This window comes from Shimia aestuarii, assembly GCF_900114635.1.
Lineage (GTDB): Bacteria > Pseudomonadota > Alphaproteobacteria > Rhodobacterales > Rhodobacteraceae > Shimia > Shimia aestuarii.
Genome location: NZ_FOTQ01000009.1, coordinates 21,952 through 43,986, shown reverse-complemented (window position 1 = coordinate 43,986; position 22,035 = coordinate 21,952). Strand labels below are relative to the sequence as shown.

General features: G+C 61.9%; 27 protein-coding genes. 11 read left to right on the top strand and 16 right to left on the bottom strand.

Annotated features, from left to right (window positions below; genetic code table 11):
• Window positions 1–158: 158 nt before the first annotated feature.
• The gene (locus BMZ35_RS17510; RefSeq protein WP_093095712.1) at window positions 159–626 is read left to right on the top strand and encodes an aminoacyl-tRNA deacylase; all 468 of its coding nucleotides are present in this window, start codon (window positions 159–161) and stop codon (window positions 624–626) included.
• Window positions 627–632: 6 nt separating this feature from the next.
• Here BMZ35_RS17510 and comE read toward each other — a convergent pair whose 3' ends face one another.
• The 4 genes from comE to BMZ35_RS17490 all read right to left on the bottom strand — a co-directional run bounded on the left by comE (window position 633) and on the right by BMZ35_RS17490 (window position 3,280).
• A complete protein-coding gene (gene comE / locus BMZ35_RS17505) occupies window positions 633–1,187 on the bottom strand; it encodes a sulfopyruvate decarboxylase subunit beta (protein WP_093095707.1) in 555 nt (184 codons plus the stop codon).
• A 3-nt stretch (window positions 1,188–1,190) separates the two neighbouring features.
• Complete coding sequence (locus BMZ35_RS17500) at window positions 1,191–1,688, bottom strand: decarboxylase (RefSeq protein WP_093095704.1); 498 nt, start codon at window positions 1,686–1,688, stop codon at window positions 1,191–1,193.
• A 63-nt stretch (window positions 1,689–1,751) separates the two neighbouring features.
• Window positions 1,752–2,309: a hemerythrin domain-containing protein gene (locus tag BMZ35_RS17495; RefSeq protein ID WP_093095701.1), complete on the bottom strand. Its 558-nt coding sequence runs from the start codon at window positions 2,307–2,309 to the stop codon at window positions 1,752–1,754.
• 155 nt (window positions 2,310–2,464) lie between these two features.
• Window positions 2,465–3,280 (bottom strand): sugar phosphate isomerase/epimerase family protein, encoded by an 816-nt coding sequence (locus tag BMZ35_RS17490; RefSeq protein ID WP_093095699.1) that lies wholly within the window; start codon window positions 3,278–3,280, stop codon window positions 2,465–2,467.
• A gap of 128 nt (window positions 3,281–3,408) precedes the next feature.
• Here BMZ35_RS17490 and BMZ35_RS17485 point away from each other — a divergent pair, with 128 nt between their 5' ends.
• Window positions 3,409–4,194 (top strand): formate/nitrite transporter family protein, encoded by a 786-nt coding sequence (locus BMZ35_RS17485; RefSeq protein WP_093095697.1) that lies wholly within the window; start codon window positions 3,409–3,411, stop codon window positions 4,192–4,194.
• Between the two features lie 5 nt (window positions 4,195–4,199).
• On the opposite strand, the gene BMZ35_RS17480 is transcribed toward BMZ35_RS17485, so the two are convergent.
• From BMZ35_RS17480 to BMZ35_RS17465, 4 genes are all read right to left on the bottom strand, one after another.
• Window positions 4,200–4,700, bottom strand: a complete 501-nt coding sequence (locus BMZ35_RS17480; RefSeq protein WP_093095695.1) for a hypothetical protein — start codon at window positions 4,698–4,700, stop codon at window positions 4,200–4,202.
• 11 nt (window positions 4,701–4,711) lie between these two features.
• Window positions 4,712–5,119 carry a universal stress protein gene (locus BMZ35_RS17475; RefSeq protein WP_093095693.1) on the bottom strand — a complete coding sequence of 136 codons (408 nt, stop codon included), beginning with the start codon at window positions 5,117–5,119 and terminating at the stop codon, window positions 4,712–4,714.
• A gap of 44 nt (window positions 5,120–5,163) precedes the next feature.
• Window positions 5,164–5,571, bottom strand: coding sequence for a universal stress protein (locus tag BMZ35_RS17470; protein WP_093095689.1), 408 nt, complete (start codon window positions 5,569–5,571; stop codon window positions 5,164–5,166).
• Window positions 5,572–5,651: 80 nt separating this feature from the next.
• A complete protein-coding gene (locus BMZ35_RS17465; RefSeq protein WP_093095685.1) occupies window positions 5,652–5,972 on the bottom strand; it encodes an antibiotic biosynthesis monooxygenase family protein in 321 nt (106 codons plus the stop codon).
• A gap of 129 nt (window positions 5,973–6,101) precedes the next feature.
• Here BMZ35_RS17465 and BMZ35_RS17460 point away from each other — a divergent pair, with 129 nt between their 5' ends.
• The 3 genes from BMZ35_RS17460 to BMZ35_RS17450 all read left to right on the top strand — a co-directional run bounded on the left by BMZ35_RS17460 (window position 6,102) and on the right by BMZ35_RS17450 (window position 8,242).
• Window positions 6,102–6,761 carry a hypothetical protein gene (locus tag BMZ35_RS17460; RefSeq protein ID WP_093095683.1) on the top strand — a complete coding sequence of 220 codons (660 nt, stop codon included), beginning with the start codon at window positions 6,102–6,104 and terminating at the stop codon, window positions 6,759–6,761.
• A gap of 105 nt (window positions 6,762–6,866) precedes the next feature.
• Window positions 6,867–7,190, top strand: a complete 324-nt coding sequence (locus BMZ35_RS17455) for a hypothetical protein (RefSeq protein WP_093095680.1) — start codon at window positions 6,867–6,869, stop codon at window positions 7,188–7,190.
• 86 nt (window positions 7,191–7,276) lie between these two features.
• On the top strand, window positions 7,277–8,242 hold the full coding sequence (locus tag BMZ35_RS17450) for a LysR family transcriptional regulator (protein WP_093095677.1): 966 nt from the start codon (window positions 7,277–7,279) through the stop codon (window positions 8,240–8,242).
• Window positions 8,243–8,316: 74 nt separating this feature from the next.
• On the opposite strand, the gene BMZ35_RS17445 is transcribed toward BMZ35_RS17450, so the two are convergent.
• Window positions 8,317–8,751 (bottom strand): low molecular weight protein-tyrosine-phosphatase, encoded by a 435-nt coding sequence (locus BMZ35_RS17445; protein WP_093095674.1) that lies wholly within the window; start codon window positions 8,749–8,751, stop codon window positions 8,317–8,319.
• Between the two features lie 120 nt (window positions 8,752–8,871).
• Here BMZ35_RS17445 and BMZ35_RS17440 point away from each other — a divergent pair, with 120 nt between their 5' ends.
• Window positions 8,872–9,573, top strand: coding sequence for an NAD-dependent deacylase (locus BMZ35_RS17440; RefSeq protein ID WP_093095672.1), 702 nt, complete (start codon window positions 8,872–8,874; stop codon window positions 9,571–9,573).
• A 133-nt stretch (window positions 9,574–9,706) separates the two neighbouring features.
• On the opposite strand, the gene BMZ35_RS17435 is transcribed toward BMZ35_RS17440, so the two are convergent.
• The 4 genes from BMZ35_RS17435 to meaB form a co-directional block, all read right to left on the bottom strand.
• Window positions 9,707–10,177 carry a copper chaperone PCu(A)C gene (locus tag BMZ35_RS17435; protein WP_093095670.1) on the bottom strand — a complete coding sequence of 157 codons (471 nt, stop codon included), beginning with the start codon at window positions 10,175–10,177 and terminating at the stop codon, window positions 9,707–9,709.
• A 51-nt stretch (window positions 10,178–10,228) separates the two neighbouring features.
• Window positions 10,229–10,600 carry a hypothetical protein gene (locus tag BMZ35_RS17430; protein ID WP_165610121.1) on the bottom strand — a complete coding sequence of 124 codons (372 nt, stop codon included), beginning with the start codon at window positions 10,598–10,600 and terminating at the stop codon, window positions 10,229–10,231.
• A gap of 81 nt (window positions 10,601–10,681) precedes the next feature.
• Window positions 10,682–10,972, bottom strand: coding sequence for a 50S ribosomal protein L28 (gene rpmB, locus BMZ35_RS17425; RefSeq protein ID WP_093095665.1), 291 nt, complete (start codon window positions 10,970–10,972; stop codon window positions 10,682–10,684).
• A gap of 170 nt (window positions 10,973–11,142) precedes the next feature.
• Complete coding sequence (gene meaB, locus BMZ35_RS17420; protein ID WP_093095661.1) at window positions 11,143–12,126, bottom strand: methylmalonyl Co-A mutase-associated GTPase MeaB; 984 nt, start codon at window positions 12,124–12,126, stop codon at window positions 11,143–11,145.
• A 122-nt stretch (window positions 12,127–12,248) separates the two neighbouring features.
• Here meaB and BMZ35_RS17415 point away from each other — a divergent pair, with 122 nt between their 5' ends.
• The 4 genes from BMZ35_RS17415 (at window position 12,249) to BMZ35_RS17400 (ending at window position 17,533) form a co-directional block, all read left to right on the top strand.
• Window positions 12,249–12,911: a DUF3108 domain-containing protein gene (locus BMZ35_RS17415; protein ID WP_165610120.1), complete on the top strand. Its 663-nt coding sequence runs from the start codon at window positions 12,249–12,251 to the stop codon at window positions 12,909–12,911.
• Window positions 12,912–12,948: 37 nt separating this feature from the next.
• On the top strand, window positions 12,949–15,393 hold the full coding sequence (hrpB, locus tag BMZ35_RS17410) for an ATP-dependent helicase HrpB (protein ID WP_093095654.1): 2,445 nt from the start codon (window positions 12,949–12,951) through the stop codon (window positions 15,391–15,393).
• A gap of 111 nt (window positions 15,394–15,504) precedes the next feature.
• Window positions 15,505–15,963, top strand: a complete 459-nt coding sequence (locus BMZ35_RS17405) for an NUDIX hydrolase (protein ID WP_093095650.1) — start codon at window positions 15,505–15,507, stop codon at window positions 15,961–15,963.
• Between the two features lie 88 nt (window positions 15,964–16,051).
• Entirely contained in the window at window positions 16,052–17,533 is a 1,482-nt protein-coding gene (locus BMZ35_RS17400; protein ID WP_093095644.1) for an inorganic phosphate transporter, read from the top strand.
• A gap of 16 nt (window positions 17,534–17,549) precedes the next feature.
• Here BMZ35_RS17400 and BMZ35_RS17395 read toward each other — a convergent pair whose 3' ends face one another.
• The 3 genes from BMZ35_RS17395 to BMZ35_RS17385 form a co-directional block, all read right to left on the bottom strand.
• Entirely contained in the window at window positions 17,550–18,587 is a 1,038-nt protein-coding gene (locus tag BMZ35_RS17395) for a 2-dehydropantoate 2-reductase (RefSeq protein WP_093095641.1), read from the bottom strand.
• A 152-nt stretch (window positions 18,588–18,739) separates the two neighbouring features.
• Window positions 18,740–19,666 (bottom strand): ornithine carbamoyltransferase, encoded by a 927-nt coding sequence (gene argF / locus BMZ35_RS17390; RefSeq protein WP_093095637.1) that lies wholly within the window; start codon window positions 19,664–19,666, stop codon window positions 18,740–18,742.
• A gap of 4 nt (window positions 19,667–19,670) precedes the next feature.
• Complete coding sequence (locus BMZ35_RS17385) at window positions 19,671–20,855, bottom strand: aspartate aminotransferase family protein (protein ID WP_093095842.1); 1,185 nt, start codon at window positions 20,853–20,855, stop codon at window positions 19,671–19,673.
• Between the two features lie 261 nt (window positions 20,856–21,116).
• On the opposite strand from BMZ35_RS17385, the gene BMZ35_RS17380 reads away from it, so the two are divergent.
• Window positions 21,117–22,016: a DMT family transporter gene (locus BMZ35_RS17380; protein WP_093095634.1), complete on the top strand. Its 900-nt coding sequence runs from the start codon at window positions 21,117–21,119 to the stop codon at window positions 22,014–22,016.
• The last annotated feature ends 19 nt before the right edge of the window (window positions 22,017–22,035 follow it).

The following is a 22,035-nucleotide window of genomic DNA, read 5'->3' as shown; positions in this document are numbered from 1 at the left end:
TTTCATCCGCAATACTGCGTAGACCCGGCCACCCTTGCCCGACTCACCCGTTCGGTGTCACACTTCGCCATCACGAAACCCAAGGGGCGCTCCGGTTGCGCCCATGAAAAACAGGCATCAGAACGCGGCCGCGGCGCCCTCCGTCTCTGGAGGACACCATGCCCATTGCATCCCGCCTCAAGCACCACCTCGACGCCCACGGCTTTCCTTTCGACATGCTCCCGCACCCCTACACGGCGACCGCAAGCGAAACCGCCGAACAGGCGCATGTGCCCGGCGATCACCTTGCCAAGACCGTGCTGATCCACATGGAGGAAGGCCCCTTTGCCGCTGTCATCCCAAGCCATCTTCACGTCGACCTGCACCAATTGCAGCTGATGATGAACCGGCGCCTTGGCCTCGCCCCCGAAGAGGAGCTGGCCGAAGTGTTCGAGGATTGCGAGATCGGCGCAGCCCCGCCCGTGGGCGTTGCCTATGGCATTCCGACCGTGCTCGACAAATCCCTGATGGGGCTCGACGAGGTCTGGTTCGAAGCTGGCGACCACCGCACACTCGTGCACATGTCAGGCCACCACTTCGACCGCCTGATGAGCGACGCCAAGCTCGGCTCGTTCAGCTGCCACTAAAGCGCCCTACCCGGCCACCGTCTTCATGAACCGGTCGCGGATTGTCACCGGGTCCATCGTGATCACCGGCATCTTCTTGTTGCCGCTCTCACACTTGCTCACGATCACGGTCATCTCGTCCCCCGCCAGCGCGTCTTCCAGCGCTGCGCGGGTGTCTTCTGCGCTGCATTCCACCACCCTGTCACACCCACAGGCCCGCGCCACCTCGGCCAGCGAGGTCTTTTTCCCGGCATAGGTCGGCTGATCCCCGGTCGACCCGTAGGACCCGTTGTCCACAATCAGAAGCACGTAATTGCCACGGGGGTTGTTCCCGATGGTCGGCAAGGTTCCGAGATTGGTGAGAACCGACCCGTCCCCGTCGATCACCACCACCTTCTTGTCCTGTACAAGGGCAAGCCCCAACCCGATCGAACTCGCCAGCCCCATCGTCCCCAGCATGTAGAAATTGCTTGGCTGGTCATCCAGCGCAAAAAGCTCCTGCGACGGAATCCCGATATTGCACACCACCAGTTGATCGCGGATCACCGGCAGGATGTTCTGAAGCATCTCGTAACGGATCATGGTTCAATACCCCTTCCAGAATGTGGCATCCATCAGCACCGCGACGGGCTTGTTGCACATGTAGGTATACTCAAGAATCCGCGGCAGCTCACCGACATCCGCCTCGTGGTGAAAATGATAGGTCGGGATGTTCAACTGTGCGAGCAGCGCCTTGGTATGTACCGCCATCTCCACCTGGCAGGCCACCGGCTCGCCCAGCTCTCCGCGATAGGAGATCAGCATGGGCAACGGCATCCGGTAATACTGGATCAGGGTCGCCAGCGCGTTGATCGTCACACCGATGGCGGTGTTCTGCATGATGATGGCCGACCGCGTGCCGCCCATCCATGCCCCGGCACAAAGCCCCATGCCCTCGTCTTCCTTGTTCGACGGCACGTGCAGGATATCCGGGTGCGCCTCGACAACGTCGATCACCCCGGCCAGCTGCTTGCAGGGCACGGTGGTGACAAACCCCACCTTGGCCCCGATCAGGTCATTCACGATTTGCGTATTGATATCCAAGACCGCCTCCCCCGCTCTGATCACAGCGTGGCGCAATCCCGGTCCCGGGGCAAGCGTCGCGAGCTACCCGGCAAACCCGCTGTTGAGAATGACGGGCACGATGATCTCTTCCTCGTCGACAAGGTGGCGATCCAGCAGCCCGTGGAACCCCTCCAGTGTCCGCGCGAACTCCCCGGCCCGATCGCGCCCGTCCGTCTTCGCCCCAAGCACCGCGTTCGCGCCCTCGGCCAGCCCGTTCAGCAACCCATCCATGGCACCGTGATCGGCCTCCAAAAGGTCAAACCCGCGCGCGACCCGCGCATCAAGCTGCATGAGTTGGGGAAAGTAATGCATGTCCTCGATCTGGTGATGCCCGTGCAACTGGTTGAGCAACATGCCCCCGAACCGCGACAGCCGGGGGGCATAGCTTTCGAACGCCATCTGGCGGTCAAGCACCGCCTGCACATCCTCTTCCAGCGCCGCCAGAAGGCGACGGAACATCAGGTGACGGTCCAGCCAGAACTGCACCATGCCACCGAACTCCGGGTGCGACTCCCAGCTCTCGCGGGGCAGCTCTTCGACAAGGATGCGTAGCGCGTCGGGCAATCCGGAGCGCACGCCAAGGGTCAGGTCCTGGGTCATGACGCCCACCTAGGTGTTGACGCGCCCCAACTCAAGCGCGCGCCGTATTAATCTGCCAATCCACCAATCCGATACCGACGCAATACCGACGTGATACCGACGTAATACCGAATGGGTTTTTTGTTTTCTCCCAAACGGTTAACCCCTCATGGTTACTATTGTGCCAATCCAAGGCGTTCGAGATGCGCAACGCTCTCCTGCACTCGGTCAAAATCGTTGATCTCCACGATCAGGTGCGGGTCCGACTTGCAGCGCTTGAGCGCCTCGAACACCCCGTGCCACGCGATCGTGCCCTGCCCCAGCGGCCAATGCCGGTCGGCATAACCATCCGTATCCTGCAGATGCACATGTCCCAGCATGTCACCGGCTTGCGTTATGAACCGGTCAACTGCCGGAGCCCCGGCCATCACATGCGCCCAGTTTGCGTGCCCCGTATCGACAGAAAGGCGGAGCGACGCACTGCCAGCGGCGTCGATCACAGCGGCGCGATGGGCCGGGTCCACGTCCTTGATGTTTTCCAGAACCAGCATCACGCCCAGCGCCTCGGCCCGACGCAGCGCAGGCCCAAGCGTTTCCATGATCTGCGTGACGCGCTTGTCCAAGTCCTTGGGCCCATTTCCAAAATTGTGCACATCCCACAGGTCGAACGGCGAATGCAGCACCATTTGCCTGGCGTCCAGCGCCGCGCACACATCCAGCGCCTGATCGAGGCGCGTCTGCACCACGGTGCGCATGTCGCGGTCCTTGGTGTCCAACTCGAACCCGGCAAAGGGTCCGTGAATGCCCAGCCGCCCTTTCCAGCCATCAAGCTTGTCCTTGGCCATATCGACAAAGGCACCCGGTGCCCGCAGGATGTCGGCCATGCAGAATTCCGGCAATTCAAGGTCCCGGTTTTTCTCGAATAACCAGTCGCGGTGCTTGTCGATATCCAGAACCGTCAACTGTGCGCCCACCACGGGAAGTTCAGCCATCACGCCACCTCATACTCAGAACTTTTGCACCAGTCTCTTCGCCCCCCGAACCTTTGGCAACCCCATGCTTGGCGTGGCCCGCAAATCCTGTAGTCTCATCAGGACCCTACCAGCCGGACCCGGACCCCATGACCCAGCCGAATCCAACCGGGCTTGATGCCTACAAACCCGCCGAAATGGCCCGCTTTGTCGAAGAAGCCGGGGTCGCCAAGGCCCATCTTTCCCTGGCCCAAACCGTGACTCTTGCGGTGCTTGCCGGGGTGTTCATCGGCTTTGGCGGCGCGGCCTTCACCATGGTCATGACCGGCGTGGACCCAGGTTTTGGACCAGCGCGTTTCTTGGGGGGCATCGTTTTTTCTCTCGGACTGATCCTTGTGATCGTGGGTGGCGCAGAGCTGTTTACGGGCAACGCGCTCATGACAATGGCCGCCGTGGACCGACGCATCAGCCCGGCACAGCTTTTGCGCAACTGGGGACTGGTCTTTCTGGGCAACGCCATTGGCTCGCTCGCGCTCGCGGGCGCCATGGCAGCGACTGGCCTGCTGGACGGGTCGATGGGCGACACCGCTCAAGCCATCGGCCGGGCCAAGACCTCCCTCTCACCGCTCGAAGCCTTCATGCGCGGCGTATTGTGCAACGCCCTTGTCTGCCTCGCTGTGTGGCTGACCTTTGCAGCCCGCACGGCCGCAGGCAAGATCCTCGCCATTCTCTGGCCGATCAGCGCCTTCGTGCTGCTCGGTTTCGAGCACTCGGTAGCCAATATGTACCTGCTGCCACAGGCCATGCTGGCCGGGGCAGACATCGCGCCCATTGCGGCGTTTTCCAACCTTCTTTGGGTAACTTTGGGCAATATCCTGGGCGGGGCGGGCGGTGTGGCACTGGCCTATCGGTTCGCCTACCTGCGTACCCGCTGAACCAATCAGTCCAGCGCGTTTCTCACCCCGGCGACGGCCTCGGCAATCGGCGCGAAATATTTGGTTTCAGACGCCGTGCTGCCTTGCAGGATCACGACGGCCTGATCGATGCTTTTCTCGAAAACCGCGCGCGCCTCGGGCAACGACTCTTTCGTCACCGCCTTGACACGCGCGCCGTTGACCCGCTCCCGGCCTGCATTCTTGTCGGTGTGATTGCGGACAAAAGTATAGAGGTTGCGGTTGACCCGCGTGAGCGCCACCTCGGCCTCCCAATAAGCCGACGCCTTGCTGATCACGCGCGCGGTCTGCCCAAAGACCTGCTGAAAGCAGTCCACGCGATACGCCACCGGCGCCCCCATGCAGCCCTTGGCACCGTCATTGAAGGTGGACACGGCCCGCTGGGTCTGCGCCTGCGAGAAGCCAACCCCGTTCTGTTCCTCTGCTGAGGACATCCCGGCAATGACCAGCCCCACCGACAAAGTGACACCTGCAATTGCGGTCCGCATCCACAAACTCCTTACCTCAAAACATGAACGGCACATTGCGCGTGGCGCACGACGCGCGCCGCAGTGCTGCCCAGGAAATAATCCGACAGATCAGGACGATGCGAGTTCATCACGATACAGTCAATCCCCTGCTCCTGCGCATAATCCACAATCGTACGCCCCGCATGGCCCGAAATCACCACGATTTCGACGTCATCGGCCTCGTTGAAATCTTCGGCGAGCCCCGCCTCCATCTCTTTGCGATTTTTTTCCAATTGGCCTGCAGGAAGCTGGGTCAAAATGAATTCCGGCAAGGCCTCCACGACGGTCAGAACCGTGATTTTGCCCCCGCCGTCTTTCAAAAGACGGGCCACGCCAACGGCACGATCGGTCTTTGGATCATGGTCAGATGCCACTGGCACCAGGATGTTTTTGTACATTTTTCTCGCTCCTTAGGTCGTGAATGAGTGTCGCGCTGCACGCTTTAGCGCAGCACGTGAACCGAGCAGCGCGCATGGCGCACAACCTGCGCTGCGGTACTGCCCAGGAAATAGTCCTGCAGCCCGGGCCGATGCGATGCGATCACGATGCAATCCACACCGTTCTGCTCGGACCAGTCGAGAATCGACCGCGCGGAATGGCCGTCAATCACTTCTGCGTGTGCATCCGGCAAATCCCCTGCAAGGGCCACGAGGCTTTCGGCAATCGCGGCCTTGGCCTTTTCGTGAAACCCCTCCGGGATATAATTGATGGCATAGCTCGGTATCTGCTCCATCACATGCAGCAGCGTAACGCGCGTATCAGCGTTGCAGAGCTGGCGCGCAACGCTGACCGAAGCGCTGGCATTGCGCTCGTCATCAAAGGATACCGGGATCAGTATATGGCGATACATCAACACCTCCTGTTTTGCCTCACCTTATGACAGTGGGACGTACAGGGCCTTGATTCAAATCACGTCCACCGCGTACCGGATCAATTGAACGCGGCCACCACATCATACATGACCGGCTCGAAACTGCGGCACAGGAGGTTGATCTTGCGATTGCGCTCGCGCATCTCGTCGGTGCGCAGCATCGCCTGGAAATCCTCTCGCCGTTCCCATTGCGAATAATTGGCGATCCGGGTCTGGGCATCATTCACGTGCAATCCGGCGGCAATAAAGCCGGGCTGTTTTGAAATGAAGGTCTCATAAGCGTCGGTCAACGCATCCATCAGATCCTGACAGGTGCCGGGTGTCATCTCGAATGTGGTGATGACCGTTTGAAGGCTGGAGTCTTTTGAAATCTTTGGCATCGGTTCCTCCTTGATGGTTCCAGCTTAGACCAGCGTTTGCCACGCTGGCTACCGGTTTTCACCCCATCGAGATGCAAGGCGTTAACACAATATTCATCAAGATCACCAAATGCTTGACTGGAGGCTCCCATGTTCCGTCCGTTCACCTGCATCCTTGGCCTGTTCCTAGCTGCCGACGCCGCTTTGGCAGGCCCCTGGCCGCGTGCGCCCGGAACGCATTTTCTCTCCCTCGCACTGGAAAGCCCGTCCGACCCCCAGCTCGCCGAACAAAGCTATACCTCCCTTTATTATGAGTACGGGGCACGCAACGACTGGACTCTCGGGCTCGACATCGGCGCGGACACGCTTGGGTACGGCAAGGCCATCGCCTTTGCCCGCCGTTCCATCTGGCGCGGCGATCGGGCAAGGGTCGCGGTCGAGTTCGGGCTGGGCTCTCAAGCGGCCTTTCAGGGTACGGACGTCGCCTTGCGGCCCGGGATCAGCTGGGGGCGCAACGTGACCCTGCTGGGCAGGCATGGCTGGATGTCCGCAGATGCGACCCTGACCTATCTTCCCCGCCTGCGCCGTGCCATCGGCAAACTTGAAACCACGCTCGGGGTCACGCTTGGCGCGGACAGCAAGATCCTGATACAATTCACCGCTGAACAGGAAACCGGAAAACCGGCAACTTTTACCATGACGCCCACTCACGCCCAGGCGATCGGCAAGAGCAGTTTCCTCACCACGTCGGTCATACTGTCGCCGGACCGCCCGGCCCGGTTCAAATTCGGTATCTGGCTGCAATTCTGAGACCAATTGAAATTCCCGCCCGAATTGCCCATACTCTGCCGCAAGAAACAATTCCGGATGACACCGTGAAAACACGGGCGCCGGTCTTGAGACCATGAGGCAGACATGACCAGACCCTTGATTCTTGCGGTGGCGATCGCCGCGATTGCAATCCCGTTCATGCCATCCAAAAGCGACGCTGGCATCCTTAGCCGCGCGTGCATGCGCTCTGATCGCAAGGCCGCGACGCGCCCCATGTGCAACTGTATTCAACAGGTCGCCAACCAGAACCTGTCCCGCGCCGATCAACGCCTTGCCGCCTCGTTTTTTTCCGACCCTCACAAAGCACAGGAAATCCGTCAGTCCGACACGCGCGGACATGAACAGTTCTGGAGCCGATACAAGGAATTCGGCACGGTCGTCGCCGCGTCGTGCGGGCATCTGCGCTAGGCCCTGTCTGCCGGCAGCTTGCGGCGTTCCGACTTGACGTCGGCCCTCGCCAGTTTCACAAAAGGCAAATCTGTCGGAGACATTGCATGCTGAAAAAAGGCATCACCCTGCGAGGCCTCGAAGTGTTCGAAGCGCTGGCGGCATCCGGCTCGGTGGCACAGGCTGCCGAGACAACCGGCCTGTCCCAGCCTGCCGTATCCCAGCAGATTCGCAACCTGGAGAAAGCCGTCGGTACGGCGCTTCTGGATCATGGCAAACGTCCCATGCAGCTGACGACAGCGGGGCGTGCATATCTGACGCGCACGAGCGCGGTCCTTGCCCAGTTGCGCCTTGCTCAATCCGAACTTTCGGTCATGGACCTGACCCATCTGACCAAGCTCAACATGGGCATCATCGACGATTTCGACAACGATCTTACGCCGCGCCTTGTCACAACCCTTGCCGAGTCCCTGTCGCAATGCCAGTTTTCGCTGATCACGGCCCCCAGCCACGAGATCACGCGGGGATTGCTCGACAATAGCCTCCACCTTGGAATCGCGGCCTCGGCGGGCGAAGTTCAAGCTGACATTACCGAATACCCGCTTGCTCGCGATCCCTTCATCCTGGTTGTTCCCGCAGATGCCGCCGCCGCAGCGCAAGACGTGCAAGCCGTGCTCGATGAGCTGCCCTTGCTTCGCTACGACCACCAACAACTGATTTCACGCCAGATCGAAGCCCACCTGAGACGCCTCGACCTGCAATTTCCCAACCGCTTCGAAATCGGGTCCAACCCGACCCTTCTGGCCATGGTGTCGCGCGGCATCGGCTGGGCCATCACCACCCCGCTCAGTTATCTACGGGCGTCCCGGTTCCATGAACGCGTCTCGGTCCACCCTCTGCCGTTTGAACCCTTCAGCCGCCGTATCTCGCTCTATGCCCGCCGGGATTGGGCCGAAACGGTGCCCCGCGATGTCGCGCAAACCATGCGCAGCCTGATCCGTCAGGAATTGATCACCCCGGCCGTGGAGCGTTTTCCCTGGCTCGACGGCACGTTCCGGGTGCTCGAGCGCTAGGCTCACTTTTCGGAATTCAAAAACCCATTCCCGCCCGCGCCATGTTCAATGCGGCCGCGCCTCCGTAACAGGTCTCAGGACAAGGCAGCCTTCAGACCGCTTGCGCATTCCTCCACAAGGTCAAGCGCCCCGTCAAAATCGCGGGTGTAATAAGGGTCCGGCACCTCGCGTGCCCCGCTGTCGGGGGCATAGTCCGTGAACAGTACCAACGGGGTTTCGTTCCCATTTGGACGCAGGCGCTCCATGTTGGCGATATTGTCGCTATCCATCCCGATGATCAGATCGAACGTCTCGAAATCGTCCCGGCGAAACTGGCGTGCCCTCAGGTCGGACAGGTCATAACCCCGCGCGCGGGCCGCCGCCTGCATCGGCCCATAAGGCGGCTCGCCCACATGCCAACCCCCCGTGCCCGCGCTGTCGGTTTCGGCTTCGGGCATCATCTCCCGAAACACACCCTCCGCGGCCGGGGACCGGCAGATATTGCCCAGACACACGAACAGAACCTTCATGGCGTGACCTCCTGTTTCCACAACTCTATGTCCGCCACGGCCCAACAGAGGTCAAGCACCCCTTGCCGCTGTGTCCCGGTCCTGCAAGGTTGGGGCGATCCAACACTCTGGGAGCATTTCATGACTGGCAAGATCGTCATCCTCACCGGCGCGGGCATCAGCGCGGAAAGCGGCCTTGGCACCTTTCGAGACAAGGACGGACTCTGGACCCGCTACGATCTTGAAGATGTCGCCACGCCCGAGGGGTTCCACCGCAACCCCGATCTTGTGCAATCCTTCTACAACGCGCGCCGTGCCAACGCCGCTGGTGCCAGCCCGAATGCCGCCCACACAGCGTTGGCACGCCTGGAACGGGATCACCCCGGCGAAGTGGTGATCGTCACCCAGAATGTCGACAACCTGCACGAACGGGCGGGGTCTAGGAACGTGCTACACATGCATGGTGAACTTGCGGGCGCGCTCTGCGCGGCCTGTGGCGCGCGCTGGACCGCACCACCCGAGATGCACAATGACGACCCCTGCCCCGCCTGCAAGGCACCCGCGACGCGTCCCGACGTGGTCTGGTTCGGGGAAATTCCCTATCACATGGATACGATCTGGGAGCATCTGGCCACGGCCGACCTGTTTGCATCTATTGGCACCTCGGGCGAGGTCTACCCGGCTGCGGCTTTCGTACAGGAAGCCGCCCGCAACGGCGCCCATACGATCGAGATTAATCTCGAACCCTCCGCCACCGTGTCCGATTTTGCCGAGACCTGCTTTGGCCCTGCATCCCAAACCGTGCCGCAATGGGTCGAGGCCGAACTGGACCGCCACCGCTAGGGATCACGGCAAAGAAAAAACGGACCCCACCGGGTCCGTCTTTTTCGCGTTTCGCCGAAGGCCACCCTGCAGGCAGGGTGGCCCGAGACGGAACGCTCCTCTCAGGACGCATTTTGGAGCGTCCCGAATGGCGTCAGTTGCCGTGCTTCATGCCGTGCATAGGCTTGCGTTCAAGATCGACCGGAATCTCCAGCGTCACGTCACCGGCTTTTTCAAACACCAGCGTCACGCCGACGATATCGCCATGGTCGAGCCCTTTGTTGAGCCCCATGAACATCACGTGATCACCGCCCCGCATCAGCATGTGCTTGCCACCTGCGGGAATCACGAACCCCTCTTCAACATGCACCATCGACATGTTGCCGTTGCCATCATCCTTGTGGGTGTGCAGTTCGACCTTCTTGGCAATGTCGGATTTCACGTCAATCAGGCGATCATCTTCGTCACCGCTGTTTTCGATCACCATGAAGGCCGCGCCGGATTTCGACATCTTGGTCGAGACGCGCGCATAGGGGTCATCCACCGCGATGATGCTTTCAGCAAAGGCAGGCAGGGCAAACGATGCGGCTGCAATGGCCGCAAAAGACAAGGTTTTAAAGGACATTCTGGTCTCCAGTCCGTTTTCAGTCGTAAGATTTCTTGTTTTGTTTGGAACTTACGAGAAAACAGGCGGAGCCCGCGCCGAGGCCACCACCACGCGAATCGCGTGAACCGAGGCCACATGCCACGTCTCAAGGCGACTCACGCCGCCGCTCACAGGCACCGCAACCACAGGCGCAACCGCCACGTAATCCAGAAGGGACAGGCTGAAATCGGGGCAGATATGCGCCGGGCCAGTTGGGTTGCCTTCCCCGTCCACGGGCACCATGACAGCGGTTTCGCTGATACAGTATTCCGCGTAGCCGGACGCGCCCGGCATCCCCCGCGCAATGGCCATGCTGTGCCCCGTCAGGACCAGCACCAGCACCAGAACGCCGGAAAGATATGCGCGCAGCTTTGCCATCACGCCGCATATAGCCACGGACATTCGAGATTGTATAGCGACAAAAGGAAACAGCCCCGTCCGATCCGGACAGGGCTGTCTCTCAAAGCGATTTTCGCAAGCAGATCAGGCGTTTGCGGCCTGTGCCTTGGCGATCTCTTTCTTGACCTTCAGCGCGTTGGCCGACAGTTCGTCGTCCTTGGCTTTTGCCAGGAACGCGTCCAGGCCGCCACGGTGATCCACCGAGCGCAGCGCCGACGCCGAGATGCGCAGCTTGACGCCACGACCCAGGGTCTCGGACTGCAGGGTCACGTCGTTCAGGTTGGGCAGGAAACGACGCTTGGTTTTGTTGTTGGCGTGGCTGACATTGTTGCCAGTCATCGGGCCTTTTCCGGTCAGTTCGCAACGGCGCGACATGGGTACATCCTCGTTTTTCGGTCCACGGGGAGCGGACCCCGTCAATGCAAAGGGGCGCCGCCAAGGCCGCGCCCGGAATTTCGTTCGCGGTCATTAGGCCGAAACGCGGGGGGCGTCAAGTGATTCAGGCAAAGCTTTTCGCGCTTGCCCCCACAAAGCCCGCCCCCCGCTCAGCCGGTCTTGAGGTCAAGCATCCCCAGCACGCGATCCGCCGCTGCGGACGGCGTCACCTCGCCCGCGCTCACCCGCGCGCCCAACTGGTCAATCGCGGCCTTCACATCGCCGTTTTCCAACAGAGCCAGTACCCCCTGCCGCACTTCTTCGTGGAACCAGTAATCGGCCTGCGCGCTGCGCCGCATATCCCAATGCCCGCTTTCGCGCCGCCACTCGGTCAGCGCGGTCATCTCGTCCCAGCTCTTTTCCAGCCCGTCTTCCTGCAACGCCGACACCGTCATCGCCTTGGGGAACCCTTCCGGATCCTGCGGGCGTTTGCGCAACAAACGCAGCGCCCCGGCATAATCGGCACAGGTGCGCATCGCCGTGGATTTCAGCTCGCCATCCGCCTTGTTCACAAGGATGATATCGGCCATTTCCATGATCCCGCGCTTCACACCCTGCAACTCGTCTCCGCCCGCCGGGGCCAGCAGCAACAGGAACAGGTCGGACATTTCCGCGACAACCGTCTCCGATTGCCCCACGCCCACGGTTTCGATCAGCACTACGTCAAACCCGAACGCCTCGCAAAGCGCCACCGCCTCGCGCGTGCGGCGGGCGACACCACCAAGGTGTGACTGGCTCGGAGAAGGACGAATGAAGGCGTTGGGATCGCGGCTGAGCCGCTCCATCCGCGTTTTATCCCCAAGGATCGACCCGCCTGACCGCGCCGAGGACGGATCGACCGCCAGCACAGCCACCTTGAGCCCCTTGGCGGTCAACATCATGCCAAAGCTTTCGATGAAGGTGGATTTACCGACACCGGGCGTGCCGGAAAGACCGATACGCAAAGCCTGCTTGCCATTGCCCCGCAGGGACTCGAGCAGTTCCCCTGCATGCGCGCGATGGTCGGCCCGCGCGCTTTCGACAAGGGTGATCGCCCTTGCCAGTGCCCGGCGGTCCTGTTTCAATATCCTGTCGCGCAAATCTGCGATATCCATGGCCCAAACCTGTCTGATCCTGTTGGAAAGCGTACATGCCGCGTCACAGCCGTCTTTGTCCAGCCCGCCCCCGGCGCGCGCGCCGATTTCCTGCGCTTGCGCTTCCCTGTGCCGCAGCCCTGATGGCCGCCACCCCTTCTCTGGCCGAAACGCAGGGCTGGTCCGTGCATGCTTTCGGCCTCAAGGTCGGGGAACTGCGCCTGACCGTTTCCGAGAATGCAACGTCCTACACCGGCTCGGGCGGCTTTCGCACCACCGGGCTTGCCGGGGTGTTGCGCCGTATTCGTTTCTCTGTTTCAGCGCGCGGGCGCATTTCACAAGGCAGCTATCGCCCGATTACCTATGACGGGTCGATCGACACCGGCCGCCGCGTCTCGGAAACGCGCCTGGAATACTCGGGCACGCTTCCGGTCAAGGTGGCAGGCGCACAGGACCCGGCCACCCCAATCCCCGAGGCCGACCTGCGCGGCGCTCATGATCCAATGACGCTGATGTGGCAGGTCCTGCAGGATCAGGACGCCAAAACACTCTGCCAGTTGTCTCAAACCCAGTATGACGGCACCCGCCTCGTGCGGATCACGCTCACCAGCCGCAGCAACGATGGCGACAGCGTGACCTGCTCGGGCACCTACGACCGGATCGGCGGCTATTCCGCCGAGGAACTGGCCGAAATGAAGACCTCCCCCATTTCCGTGACCTACCGAAACACGGGCGCGACATGGCGCGCCACCCAACTCCGGGTCAAGACCCGCCACGGCAGCGCCACGCTCTATCGTCAGGACTGACTGGACCTCGCCCAAGCCTTGCCGGATAAGGGGGCGCATGACGACCCTGCCCATAAATGACGCCCTGCCGCCGCTGCTGGCGGCGCTCAATGCCTGCGGACGTGCGGTTCTGCAAGCGCCCCCCGGCGCGGGCAAAACCACTGTTGTGCCGCTCGCCATGCTCGAGGCGGGACTGACCAAGGGCCGGATTGTCATGCTGGAACCGCGCCGCCTCGCCGCCCGCGCCGCCGCTGAGCGCATGGCCCAGACCCTTGGTGAACGCGCAGGCGAAACCGTTGGCTACCGGGTGCGGGTCGAAAGCCGTATCTCCAAATCCACCCGCATCGAAGTTGTCACCGAAGGCATCCTGACCCGCATGATCCAGTCCGACGCCGAATTGTCGGGCATTGGCGCGGTCATCTTTGACGAATTTCACGAACGCTCGCTCAATGCCGATCTCGGGCTGGCGCTCTCCTTGGAAATTGCGGATGCCCTGCGCGACGATCTGATGCTTTTGGTCATGTCGGCCACGCTCGATGCCGCCCCTGTCGCTGCGTTGATGGGCGACGTTCCGGTCATCACCTCCGAAGGCCGCGCCTTTCCTGTCGAAACCCGCTGGCTGGGCACGCCGATGCGCAAGGACGACCGGCTCGAAGCCGCCACAGCCCGGCTGATCGAACAGGCCGCCAAGGAAACCGAGGGCGGCATTCTCGTGTTCCTGCCCGGCGAAGGCGAAATCCGTCGCACCGCCGCACAGCTCAAACTCCCCGCTGACTGCGCCATCCGCCCGCTTTTCGGCGCCATGCCCTTCAAAGATCAACAGGCCGCGATCCGCCCCGCCGAACAGGGGCGCAAGGTGGTGCTGGCCACTTCCATCGCGGAAACTTCGCTTACCATTCAGGATATCCGCGTCGTGGTCGATGCAGGCCGCGCCCGCCGCGCCCGGTTTGATCCCGGCTCGGGCATGTCCCGCCTTGTCACCGAGCGCGTCACCCGCGCCGAGGCCACACAACGCCAGGGCCGCGCGGGCCGCGTGGCCGAGGGCGTTTGCTACCGGCTCTGGACCAAGGGCGAAGAAGGCGGGCTCCTGCCCTTCCCCCCTGCTGAGATCGAGGCCGCCGATCTCACCGGCCTTGCCCTCGAACTGGCGCAATGGGGCGCTTCGCCCGAAGACATGGCCTTTCTGACCCAACCCAACCCCGGCACCTATGGCGAGGCACAGGCGGTGTTGCGCATGCTCGAAGCGCTCGACGCCCAAAATCGGATCACTGATCACGGGCGCATATTGGCAAGCATTCCGCTGCACCCGCGCCTTGCGCATATGCTGACCATCGCCGGACCCTCCGCCGCCCCGCTCGCCGCGCTCCTCGCCGCACGTGATCCTTTGGCGCGCAATGCCCCGGTCGATCTCGCCCTGCGCCTTGAGGCGCTGAGCGACCTCAAACACTTCACCGACCGCCGCCCGTTTCAGGTCAACCGCGCCGCTCTCAATACCATCCGCGACGAGGCCAAGCGCCTTGCCAAATCCACGAAGACATCCGGCAAAGACGGCCTGAACCCTGCGGAGATGGCCGCACTCGCCTATCCCGACCGCATCGGCGGTCACCGCAAGGGCGACGCGCCCCGCTTTGTCCTCTCGGGCGGCAAGGGCGCCGTGATGGACGAGGCCGACCCGATGGCCAGCGCCCCGTTCATCGTCGTCACCGACACCGACGGCAATCCCCGCGAAGCGCGCATCCGTCAGGCGATCCAGATTTCCCAAGCCGAACTTCGCGCGCTCTTTGAGGACCAGATCGCGTGGGTCGAAACCTGCACATGGTCCAAGCGCGACCGTCGCGTCGTGGCACGCGCGCAGGAACGCCTTGGCGCGGTGCCGCTGGATGACCGCATCTGGAAAGACGCCCCCGACGACGCCATCGCCCGCGCCATGCTCGACGGGGTGCGCGACCTTGGATTTTCCTTCTCCGACGCGGCGCGACGTTTCATCGCGCGTGTCACGCTGGTGCGCGACGCAGGCCACGATCTGCCTGACATGTCCGACACCGCATTGATGGAAACCATTGAGGACTGGCTCCTGCCGCATCTCGGCGGCGTGCGCACCGCGCAGGACTGGAAGAAGCTCGATCTCCTCGACCCGCTGCGCGCATGCCTTGACTGGAACCAGATGCAGTTGCTCGACCGCGAGGCCCCGGCCAGTTTCACCACCCCGCTGGGGCGCAAGACACCGATCGACTATTCCGGCGAACACCCGGAAATCGCACTGCGTCTGCAAGAGATGTTCGGACAGAAAACGCATCCATGTGTGGGGCGCACGCCGCTACGGGTTACGCTGCTGTCGCCTGCGGGCCGCCCGGTCCAGACGACCATGGATCTGCCCGGCTTCTGGGCAAGCTCCTACGCGGATGTGCGCAAGGATATGCGCGGGCAATACCCCAAGCATCCGTGGCCCGAGGATCCGACCGAGGCCGCCCCAACGTTGCGCGCCAAGCCCCGACGGCGCTGAATTCGGTCATTTCCACACAAAAACCAACATTTTCCAATCAAAGCCTTGAACCCCACCAAAACAACGTATATACAAAGCACAGACAAAAACGGACGAACAGAGCAGAAACCCATGACGGATGCCCTCAAGAACGCGCTTTCAAGCGTGGTCACACCCTTGTTGCGACGCCCCAAACGGCTTCAGGTCGCCGCCCTGTGCTTTTGCGACAACAAGACAGAGCGCAAGGTCCTGCTGATCACGTCCCGCGACACCGGACGCTGGGTGCTACCCAAAGGGTGGCCGATTGACGGTCTGGACGCCCCGGGAAGCGCACTTCAGGAAGCCTGGGAAGAAGCCGGCGTCAAGAAAGCTCAGGTCAACACATCGGCTGTTGGAACCTACGAATACGACAAGCGCCTGGACGGTGGCGCCGAGGTTCCCGTTGAAGTTCAGGTCTATGAAACCAAGGTCGAGAAGCTGGTCGACGAGTTTCCCGAATCCGACGAACGCACCCGCAAATGGGTCTCTCCGAACGAAGCGGCCCAGCTTGTTGATGAACCCGGTTTGCAAAAGCTACTGCGAGAAATATGACGCGCTGGTAACGGAATTGTAACAACTCCGTTGATTTCACATTCAATCCCCGATAGCCCCCGGCCAAATTGTTTGTCTGGGGGAACAGATGCCCGAATCCTCAAATCAAAAGAACTGGTCGACGCTCGACAAGGATCTCAACCGCATTTCCCATGTCGAATATGCCACCAACTATGTGGCGCGCCCCCTAGTCGGCCTTGGCATCGCGCTGGCCTTCATTGTTCTGGCAGCCATCGTGGCCAGTGTGTTCTTCGGATCATTCCCCTCCAACCTCGTTGTTGTCGCCGCCGCTGGGTTCGGCGCCTACATGGCACTCAATATCGGCGCCAATGACGTTGCCAACAACATGGGGCCTGCCGTCGGCGCCAATGCGCTGACCATGGGCGGCGCCATCGTGATTGCGGCCCTGTGTGAAAGCGCGGGTGCACTTCTGGCGGGCGGCGACGTGGTGTCGACCATTTCCAAGGGCATCATTGACCCCGCCGGTTTTGCCGATGCAAAAATCTTTATGTGGGCCATGATGGCCGCGCTGATTTCCTCGGCGCTGTGGGTGAACCTTGCCACCTTCGTGGGTGCGCCGGTCTCGACCACTCATTCGGTGGTCGGGGGCGTCATGGGCGCTGGTATCGCGGCGGCGGGATTTGCCGCTGTCAGCTGGCCAACCATGGGCAAGATCGCCGCGAGCTGGGTGATCTCTCCCATGCTGGGCGGGATCATCGCGGCGGCCTTCCTCGCCTTCATCAAGGCCAAGATCATCTATCAGGAAGACAAGATCGCCGCCGCACGCCGCTGGGTGCCGGTTCTCGTCGGGATCATGGCTGCCGCCTTTGCCGCTTATCTTGCGCTCAAGGGCCTGAAACGCATCGTCAAGATTGACCTGACCACCGCGCTTCTGATCGGGGTTGCCGCCGGTGCGATCACCTATGTCGTATCCGCGCCGCTGATCCGCAAACAGTCAGAGGGTATGGAAAACCGCAACAAGTCGCTCAAGGCACTGTTTGGTCTGCCTCTGGTCTTTTCTGCCGCTCTGCTGTCGTTTGCCCACGGCGCGAACGACGTCGCCAACGCGGTTGGCCCGCTGGCGGCAATCGTGCACGCGTCCGAATTCGGCGACTTCGCCGCCAAAGTGGCAATCCCCATGTGGGTCATGGTGATCGGCGCGCTGGGGATTTCCTTCGGCCTGTTCCTGTTTGGCCCCAAGCTGATCCGCATGGTGGGGGAGCAGATCACCAAGCTCAACCCGATGCGGGCCTACTGTGTAGCGCTTTCGGCGGCCATCACGGTGATCGTGGCATCGTGGCTGGGTCTGCCCGTCTCCTCGACACACATTGCTGTCGGGGGTATTTTCGGGGTGGGCTTTTTCCGCGAATGGCATGCCGAGCGCCGCCTGCGCAAAAGCGCCGCCACCCGCCCGGCAGCCAAGCGCATCGCCCCCGAAGAGCGTCGCCGCCGCAAGCTGGTCCGCCGCTCGCACTTCATGACCATCGTAGCCGCCTGGGTCATCACCGTCCCCGCCGCCGCCTTGATGTCGGCCGTGATCTTCCTGGTCCTGAACAGCCTGGTCTCCTGAAGACCAGGCGGGGCCCCTAGCGCTTGCGTCCCCGCACCTCTTTCGGGCTCAGCTTGGGCGACCCCGTGCCGATCTTTTCGGCCTGACGCACCAGCTCAAGCACACGCTCATTGAGCGGTGCGGGAATGCCGTTTTCCCGCGCCAGCTTTACAACCAGCCCCTGCAGCTCTTCGATCTCTGTATCCCGCCCCCGCGCGAGGTCGGCCCACATCGAACTGCGCGCATTCGGATCAATGGACAGCATCGTACGCGCAACAAGGCGGAAAAGCACCGTCGGTAGGCGCAGAACCCTTGGCGCATGCCGCATCGGAACTGGTCCCGGAACCGGGTTGATGGTCTCAAGCCCCGCCGCCTCAAGCACCCGCAACGCCTCGCTCATCTGGTCGGCCATCAGCCGCCGCCAGCGCATGTCCAGAACCTGTTTCCTGAGCGGCAATCCCGAAAGCGCATTGAGCGCGTTGTTGAGGTTGATCAACAGCTTGCCCCACTGCAAAGGCGCCATTTTCTTGCGCTCAGTGAAGTCCAGATCTTTCACGCTCAGCGTCCACGCGATGTGTCCCGGCCCCTTCTCGATCACCAGTTCGCCGCTGGTGCCCCGATGAAACCGGCCGCCCCCCATGGCGACGACATTGAAGCCCACCATGCCCGCACGCACGTCATATCCGGCCAGCATTTCGCGCAGGATACCGACATTCTGAACCCCGTTCTGAAGGCTCACCACCACGGCACTCTTGGGCGCGTGCCGTGCGATCAGCTGCGCCATGTCCTTCGTTGCGCCGCTCTTGACCGTCACGAGAATGATCTCCGCCCCGGCCAGACACTCGGGCGTGGTGGACATGCTTACCATGTCCGGAGACAGCTCTTCGTCAATACCGGAATAATCTGTGAGGGTCAGACCCTGGCGCGAAAGTTCTTCGGCCATGTAGGGGCGCACGAGCAGGGTCACATCATGCGCGCCCCGCGCCAGCATCCCACCAATGAAACAGCCCACAGCGCCAGCACCCGCCACGACAATCCGCGGTGATCCAGAGTGATGTGCCGTATCAGACGCCATGCTGCGCCCCCCCTTTTCTCAAAGAAAATCGCCCCGATCAGCCCTAGATCGGATTTAGGGCAAATTTGCGGCGTCTCAACCCTAACGTGAAACAAGAAAGGGCGCCACGGTTTCGCGCGACGCCCTCTTGGTTTTGTTGACAGGTGTCGGACTTACCTCCCGACGCACCACCGCATGATCGCTTTTTGGGCATGCAGCCGGTTTTCCGCCTCGTCAAAGATCACCGAATTCGGCCCGTCCATCACTTCGTTGGTGGCCTCTTCGTTCCGGTGCGCTGGCAGGCAGTGCATGAACAGCGCATCGTCCTTGGCATGGCGCATGAGGTCTGCATTCACCTGATAAGGGCGCAGTTGGTTGTGGCGACGTTCGCGGGCCGAGGGTGCATCATGCATGCTGACCCATGTATCCGTGACAACCAGGTCCGCTCCGGCCACGGCCTTGGCCGGGTCGCGCTCGATCTCGACCTTGGCCCCCTTGCCGCGCGCCTCCTGCACGAACACCATTTCAGGGTCCAAAGGCTCCGGCCCCGAGAAGGTCAGGTCAAACCCGAACTGGCCTGCCGCGTGGGCAAAGCTGGCGAACACGTTGTTGCCATCGCCGCACCAGACCACCTTCTTGCCTGCAATCGACCCGTGCTTTTCTTCATAGGTCAGGATGTCGGCCATGATCTGACAGGGATGCGTGCGGTTGGTCAGACCATTGATCACCGGAACCGTCGCATGTTCCGCCATTTCCAGAAGCGTCGCTTCTTCAAAGGTCCGGATCATGATCAGGTCGACATAGCGGCTCAGCACGCGCGCCGTATCGGCCACGGTTTCCCCATGGCCAAGCTGCATCTCGCTACCCGACAAAACCATGGTCTGCCCGCCCATCTGGCGCACGCCCACGTCAAAGCTCACCCGCGTCCGTGTCGAGGGCTTTTCGAAGATGAGCGCAACCATGTGATCCTTGAGCGGCTGCTGGTCATCCGGCGCGCCCTTGGGGCGTCCATTGCGCGCCGCCTTGATCGCCTTGGCGTCTTCGATGATGCCGCGCAGCTCATCCACGCTGGTCTTATTGATGTCGAGAAAATGGTTCATCTTATTAATCCTTTGCATCCGCGGCCAATTTCGTGGCCGCCGCATCCAGCCGCGCCACCGCTTCGGCGATTTCCTCTTCGGAAATCGTCAGCGGCGGCAGCAGGCGCACGACATTGTCCGCTGCCGGAACGGTAATCAGCTCTTCTCCATACCCCGCAGCGACGACGTCGCCGCATGGCAGCTTGCATTTCAGTCCCAGCATCAGGCCCGAACCACGCACCGCCTCGAACACATCCGGGTGTCCGGCCACCAGCCCTTCAAGCTTCTGACGGAACAGCCCGGCCTTGGTATTCACCTCTTCAAGGAATGCGGGATCGGACACCACGTCCATGACCGCACAGCCCACGGCACAGGCCAGAGGGTTGCCACCATAGGTCGACCCATGCGTGCCCAGCGTCATGCCGCTGGCGGCCTCTTCGGTCGCAAGAACCGCGCCGAGCGGAAAGCCTCCGCCGATGCCCTTGGCCACCATCATGATGTCCGGGGTCACGCCCGCCCATTCATGGGCAAACAGCCGCCCTGTCCGGCCCACGCCGCATTGCACCTCGTCAAAGATCAGCAAAACCCCTGCCGCGTCGCACATCACGCGCAACGCCTTGAGATCGGCATCTTCCATCGGCCGGATTCCGCCCTCGCCCTGCACCGGCTCGACAATGACAGCAGCGGTTTCATCGCCGATCGCGGACTGGACCGCCTCGAGATCCCCCCACGGCACATGTCGGAAACCGGGCAACAGCGGGCCAAAGCCCTTGGTCAGTTTTTCGCCACCAGCCGCGGCAATCCCGGCCGAGCTACGCCCGTGGAACGCGCCTTCAAAGCCGATGATCTCGACCTTCTCGGGCTGACCTTTGTCATACCAGTACTTGCGCGCCATTTTCACAGCCAGTTCACACGCCTCGGTGCCGGAATTGGTAAAGAACACCGTGTCGGCAAAGGTATTGTCCACCAGCTTGTCCGCCAGCGCCTGCTGCTGCTCGATGTTGTAAAGGTTCGAGACATGCCACAGCTTGCCCGCCTGTTCGGTCAGAGCGTTCACCAGAACCGGGTTGGCATGGCCCAGCGCGTTCACCGCAATCCCCGCGCCAAGGTCTAGAAAACGTCGGCCATCCGCCTCGATCATCCAGCTGCCTTCGCCTTTGACAAAGGTCAGCGGTGCGCGCGAATAGGTCGGAAGTACGGACGGGATCATGCGGATCATCCTTTTGCATGTGTGAAGCCCTGTGACTGCAACACTTGGGGCATTAACGTCAACGATGTTGGAAGAGTCTGCGCCAATTTGTGGCGCAATGAACAAACGGAACCGGTTACGCGCTCAGGCGTCGGCGTCGCAAAACAAGGATATGTGCGTGTTTGGTCATGCCCCGGTCTCTAGCGGTGGAAAAGGCGTTTGAAAAGAGGATTCCCAACTCGACGCTTGCGAAAGCGCAACATTGGCCGCAAAGGTGCAGGAATGACACGCGTTCCCCCCATCAGCGCCAACCCTGCCCTCGCCGCCGTGCTCACGATTGCGGCCTCGGCCTTCGCTGCAGGGACAACCTTGTTGGCCAAGGCGCTTGGCACCGGGGCGCTGGGGCCGGAACTCCATCCCCTGCAGATCAGCCATGGCCGCTTTCTTTTCGCCTTTCTTGCCATTTCCGGCGTTGCCGCCATGATGCGTCCGACCATATCTAGACCTGCATGGGGATTGCATGTCGGGCGCTCGACCTTTGGCTGGGGTGGCGTGTCGCTGATGTTTGCCGCCGCCGCCTTCATCCCGCTCTCCGACGCCACCGCAATCAGCTTTCTGAACCCGGTGGTCGGAATGCTTCTTGCCATCCCGTTTCTGGGCGAACGGATCGGCCCCTGGCGCTGGGGATCGGCGGCGATTGCCTTTTGCGGCGCCCTGGTGCTTGTGCGCCCCGGCGCAGGAAGCCTTGAATTCGGCGCCCTGCTGGCCCTCGGTGCCGCGCTCAGCATGGGGGCCGAGGTGATCTTCATCAAGCTACTGGCCGGGCGCGAACGCCCGTTTCAGATCCTGTTGATCAACAACGCGATCGGGCTGTTCATTTCTACCTGTGCCGCGCTCCTTGTCTGGCGGATGCCCACTGCCGCGCAATGGGCCGCGCTGGCCGGGATCGGTGTCCTGATGGCGATGGCACAGACCTGTTTCATCAACGCCATGGCCCGCGCCGATGCCAGCTTTGTCTCACCGTTCTTCTACATGACCCTCGCCTTTGCCGCGCTTTATGACGCGCTGATCTTCGGCGTACATCCCGACCGGGTGTCCTGGATCGGTGCCGGGCTGGTCCTGACCGCCGCCGCGATCCTCGTCTGGCGCGAAGCGCGCCCCCGAATGCACCAGATCCCATGACAAATGGCGGCCCCCGGAG

Coding starts and splice junctions, on each gene's coding strand:
- BMZ35_RS17440 (WP_093095672.1), top strand. CDS start 8,872: ATGACTGGCAAGATCGTCATCCTCACCGGCGCGGGCATCAGCGCGGAA.
- BMZ35_RS17495 (WP_093095701.1), bottom strand. CDS start 2,309: ATGACCCAGGACCTGACCCTTGGCGTGCGCTCCGGATTGCCCGACGCG.
- BMZ35_RS17405 (WP_093095650.1), top strand. CDS start 15,505: ATGACGGATGCCCTCAAGAACGCGCTTTCAAGCGTGGTCACACCCTTG.
- BMZ35_RS17470 (WP_093095689.1), bottom strand. CDS start 5,571: ATGTATCGCCATATACTGATCCCGGTATCCTTTGATGACGAGCGCAAT.
- BMZ35_RS17395 (WP_093095641.1), bottom strand. CDS start 18,587: ATGGCGTCTGATACGGCACATCACTCTGGATCACCGCGGATTGTCGTG.
- BMZ35_RS17485 (WP_093095697.1), top strand. CDS start 3,409: ATGACCCAGCCGAATCCAACCGGGCTTGATGCCTACAAACCCGCCGAA.
- BMZ35_RS17435 (WP_093095670.1), bottom strand. CDS start 10,177: ATGTCCTTTAAAACCTTGTCTTTTGCGGCCATTGCAGCCGCATCGTTT.
- BMZ35_RS17385 (WP_093095842.1), bottom strand. CDS start 20,855: ATGATCCCGTCCGTACTTCCGACCTATTCGCGCGCACCGCTGACCTTT.
- meaB (WP_093095661.1), bottom strand. CDS start 12,126: ATGGATATCGCAGATTTGCGCGACAGGATATTGAAACAGGACCGCCGG.
- BMZ35_RS17430 (WP_165610121.1), bottom strand. CDS start 10,600: ATGTCCGTGGCTATATGCGGCGTGATGGCAAAGCTGCGCGCATATCTT.
- BMZ35_RS17460 (WP_093095683.1), top strand. CDS start 6,102: ATGTTCCGTCCGTTCACCTGCATCCTTGGCCTGTTCCTAGCTGCCGAC.
- BMZ35_RS17480 (WP_093095695.1), bottom strand. CDS start 4,700: ATGCGGACCGCAATTGCAGGTGTCACTTTGTCGGTGGGGCTGGTCATT.
- BMZ35_RS17380 (WP_093095634.1), top strand. CDS start 21,117: ATGACACGCGTTCCCCCCATCAGCGCCAACCCTGCCCTCGCCGCCGTG.
- BMZ35_RS17455 (WP_093095680.1), top strand. CDS start 6,867: ATGACCAGACCCTTGATTCTTGCGGTGGCGATCGCCGCGATTGCAATC.
- BMZ35_RS17465 (WP_093095685.1), bottom strand. CDS start 5,972: ATGCCAAAGATTTCAAAAGACTCCAGCCTTCAAACGGTCATCACCACA.
- BMZ35_RS17510 (WP_093095712.1), top strand. CDS start 159: ATGCCCATTGCATCCCGCCTCAAGCACCACCTCGACGCCCACGGCTTT.
- BMZ35_RS17450 (WP_093095677.1), top strand. CDS start 7,277: ATGCTGAAAAAAGGCATCACCCTGCGAGGCCTCGAAGTGTTCGAAGCG.
- BMZ35_RS17445 (WP_093095674.1), bottom strand. CDS start 8,751: ATGAAGGTTCTGTTCGTGTGTCTGGGCAATATCTGCCGGTCCCCGGCC.
- comE (WP_093095707.1), bottom strand. CDS start 1,187: ATGATCCGTTACGAGATGCTTCAGAACATCCTGCCGGTGATCCGCGAT.
- BMZ35_RS17475 (WP_093095693.1), bottom strand. CDS start 5,119: ATGTACAAAAACATCCTGGTGCCAGTGGCATCTGACCATGATCCAAAG.
- hrpB (WP_093095654.1), top strand. CDS start 12,949: ATGACGACCCTGCCCATAAATGACGCCCTGCCGCCGCTGCTGGCGGCG.
- BMZ35_RS17400 (WP_093095644.1), top strand. CDS start 16,052: ATGCCCGAATCCTCAAATCAAAAGAACTGGTCGACGCTCGACAAGGAT.
- BMZ35_RS17415 (WP_165610120.1), top strand. CDS start 12,249: ATGGCCGCCACCCCTTCTCTGGCCGAAACGCAGGGCTGGTCCGTGCAT.
- rpmB (WP_093095665.1), bottom strand. CDS start 10,972: ATGTCGCGCCGTTGCGAACTGACCGGAAAAGGCCCGATGACTGGCAAC.
- argF (WP_093095637.1), bottom strand. CDS start 19,666: ATGAACCATTTTCTCGACATCAATAAGACCAGCGTGGATGAGCTGCGC.
- BMZ35_RS17490 (WP_093095699.1), bottom strand. CDS start 3,280: ATGGCTGAACTTCCCGTGGTGGGCGCACAGTTGACGGTTCTGGATATC.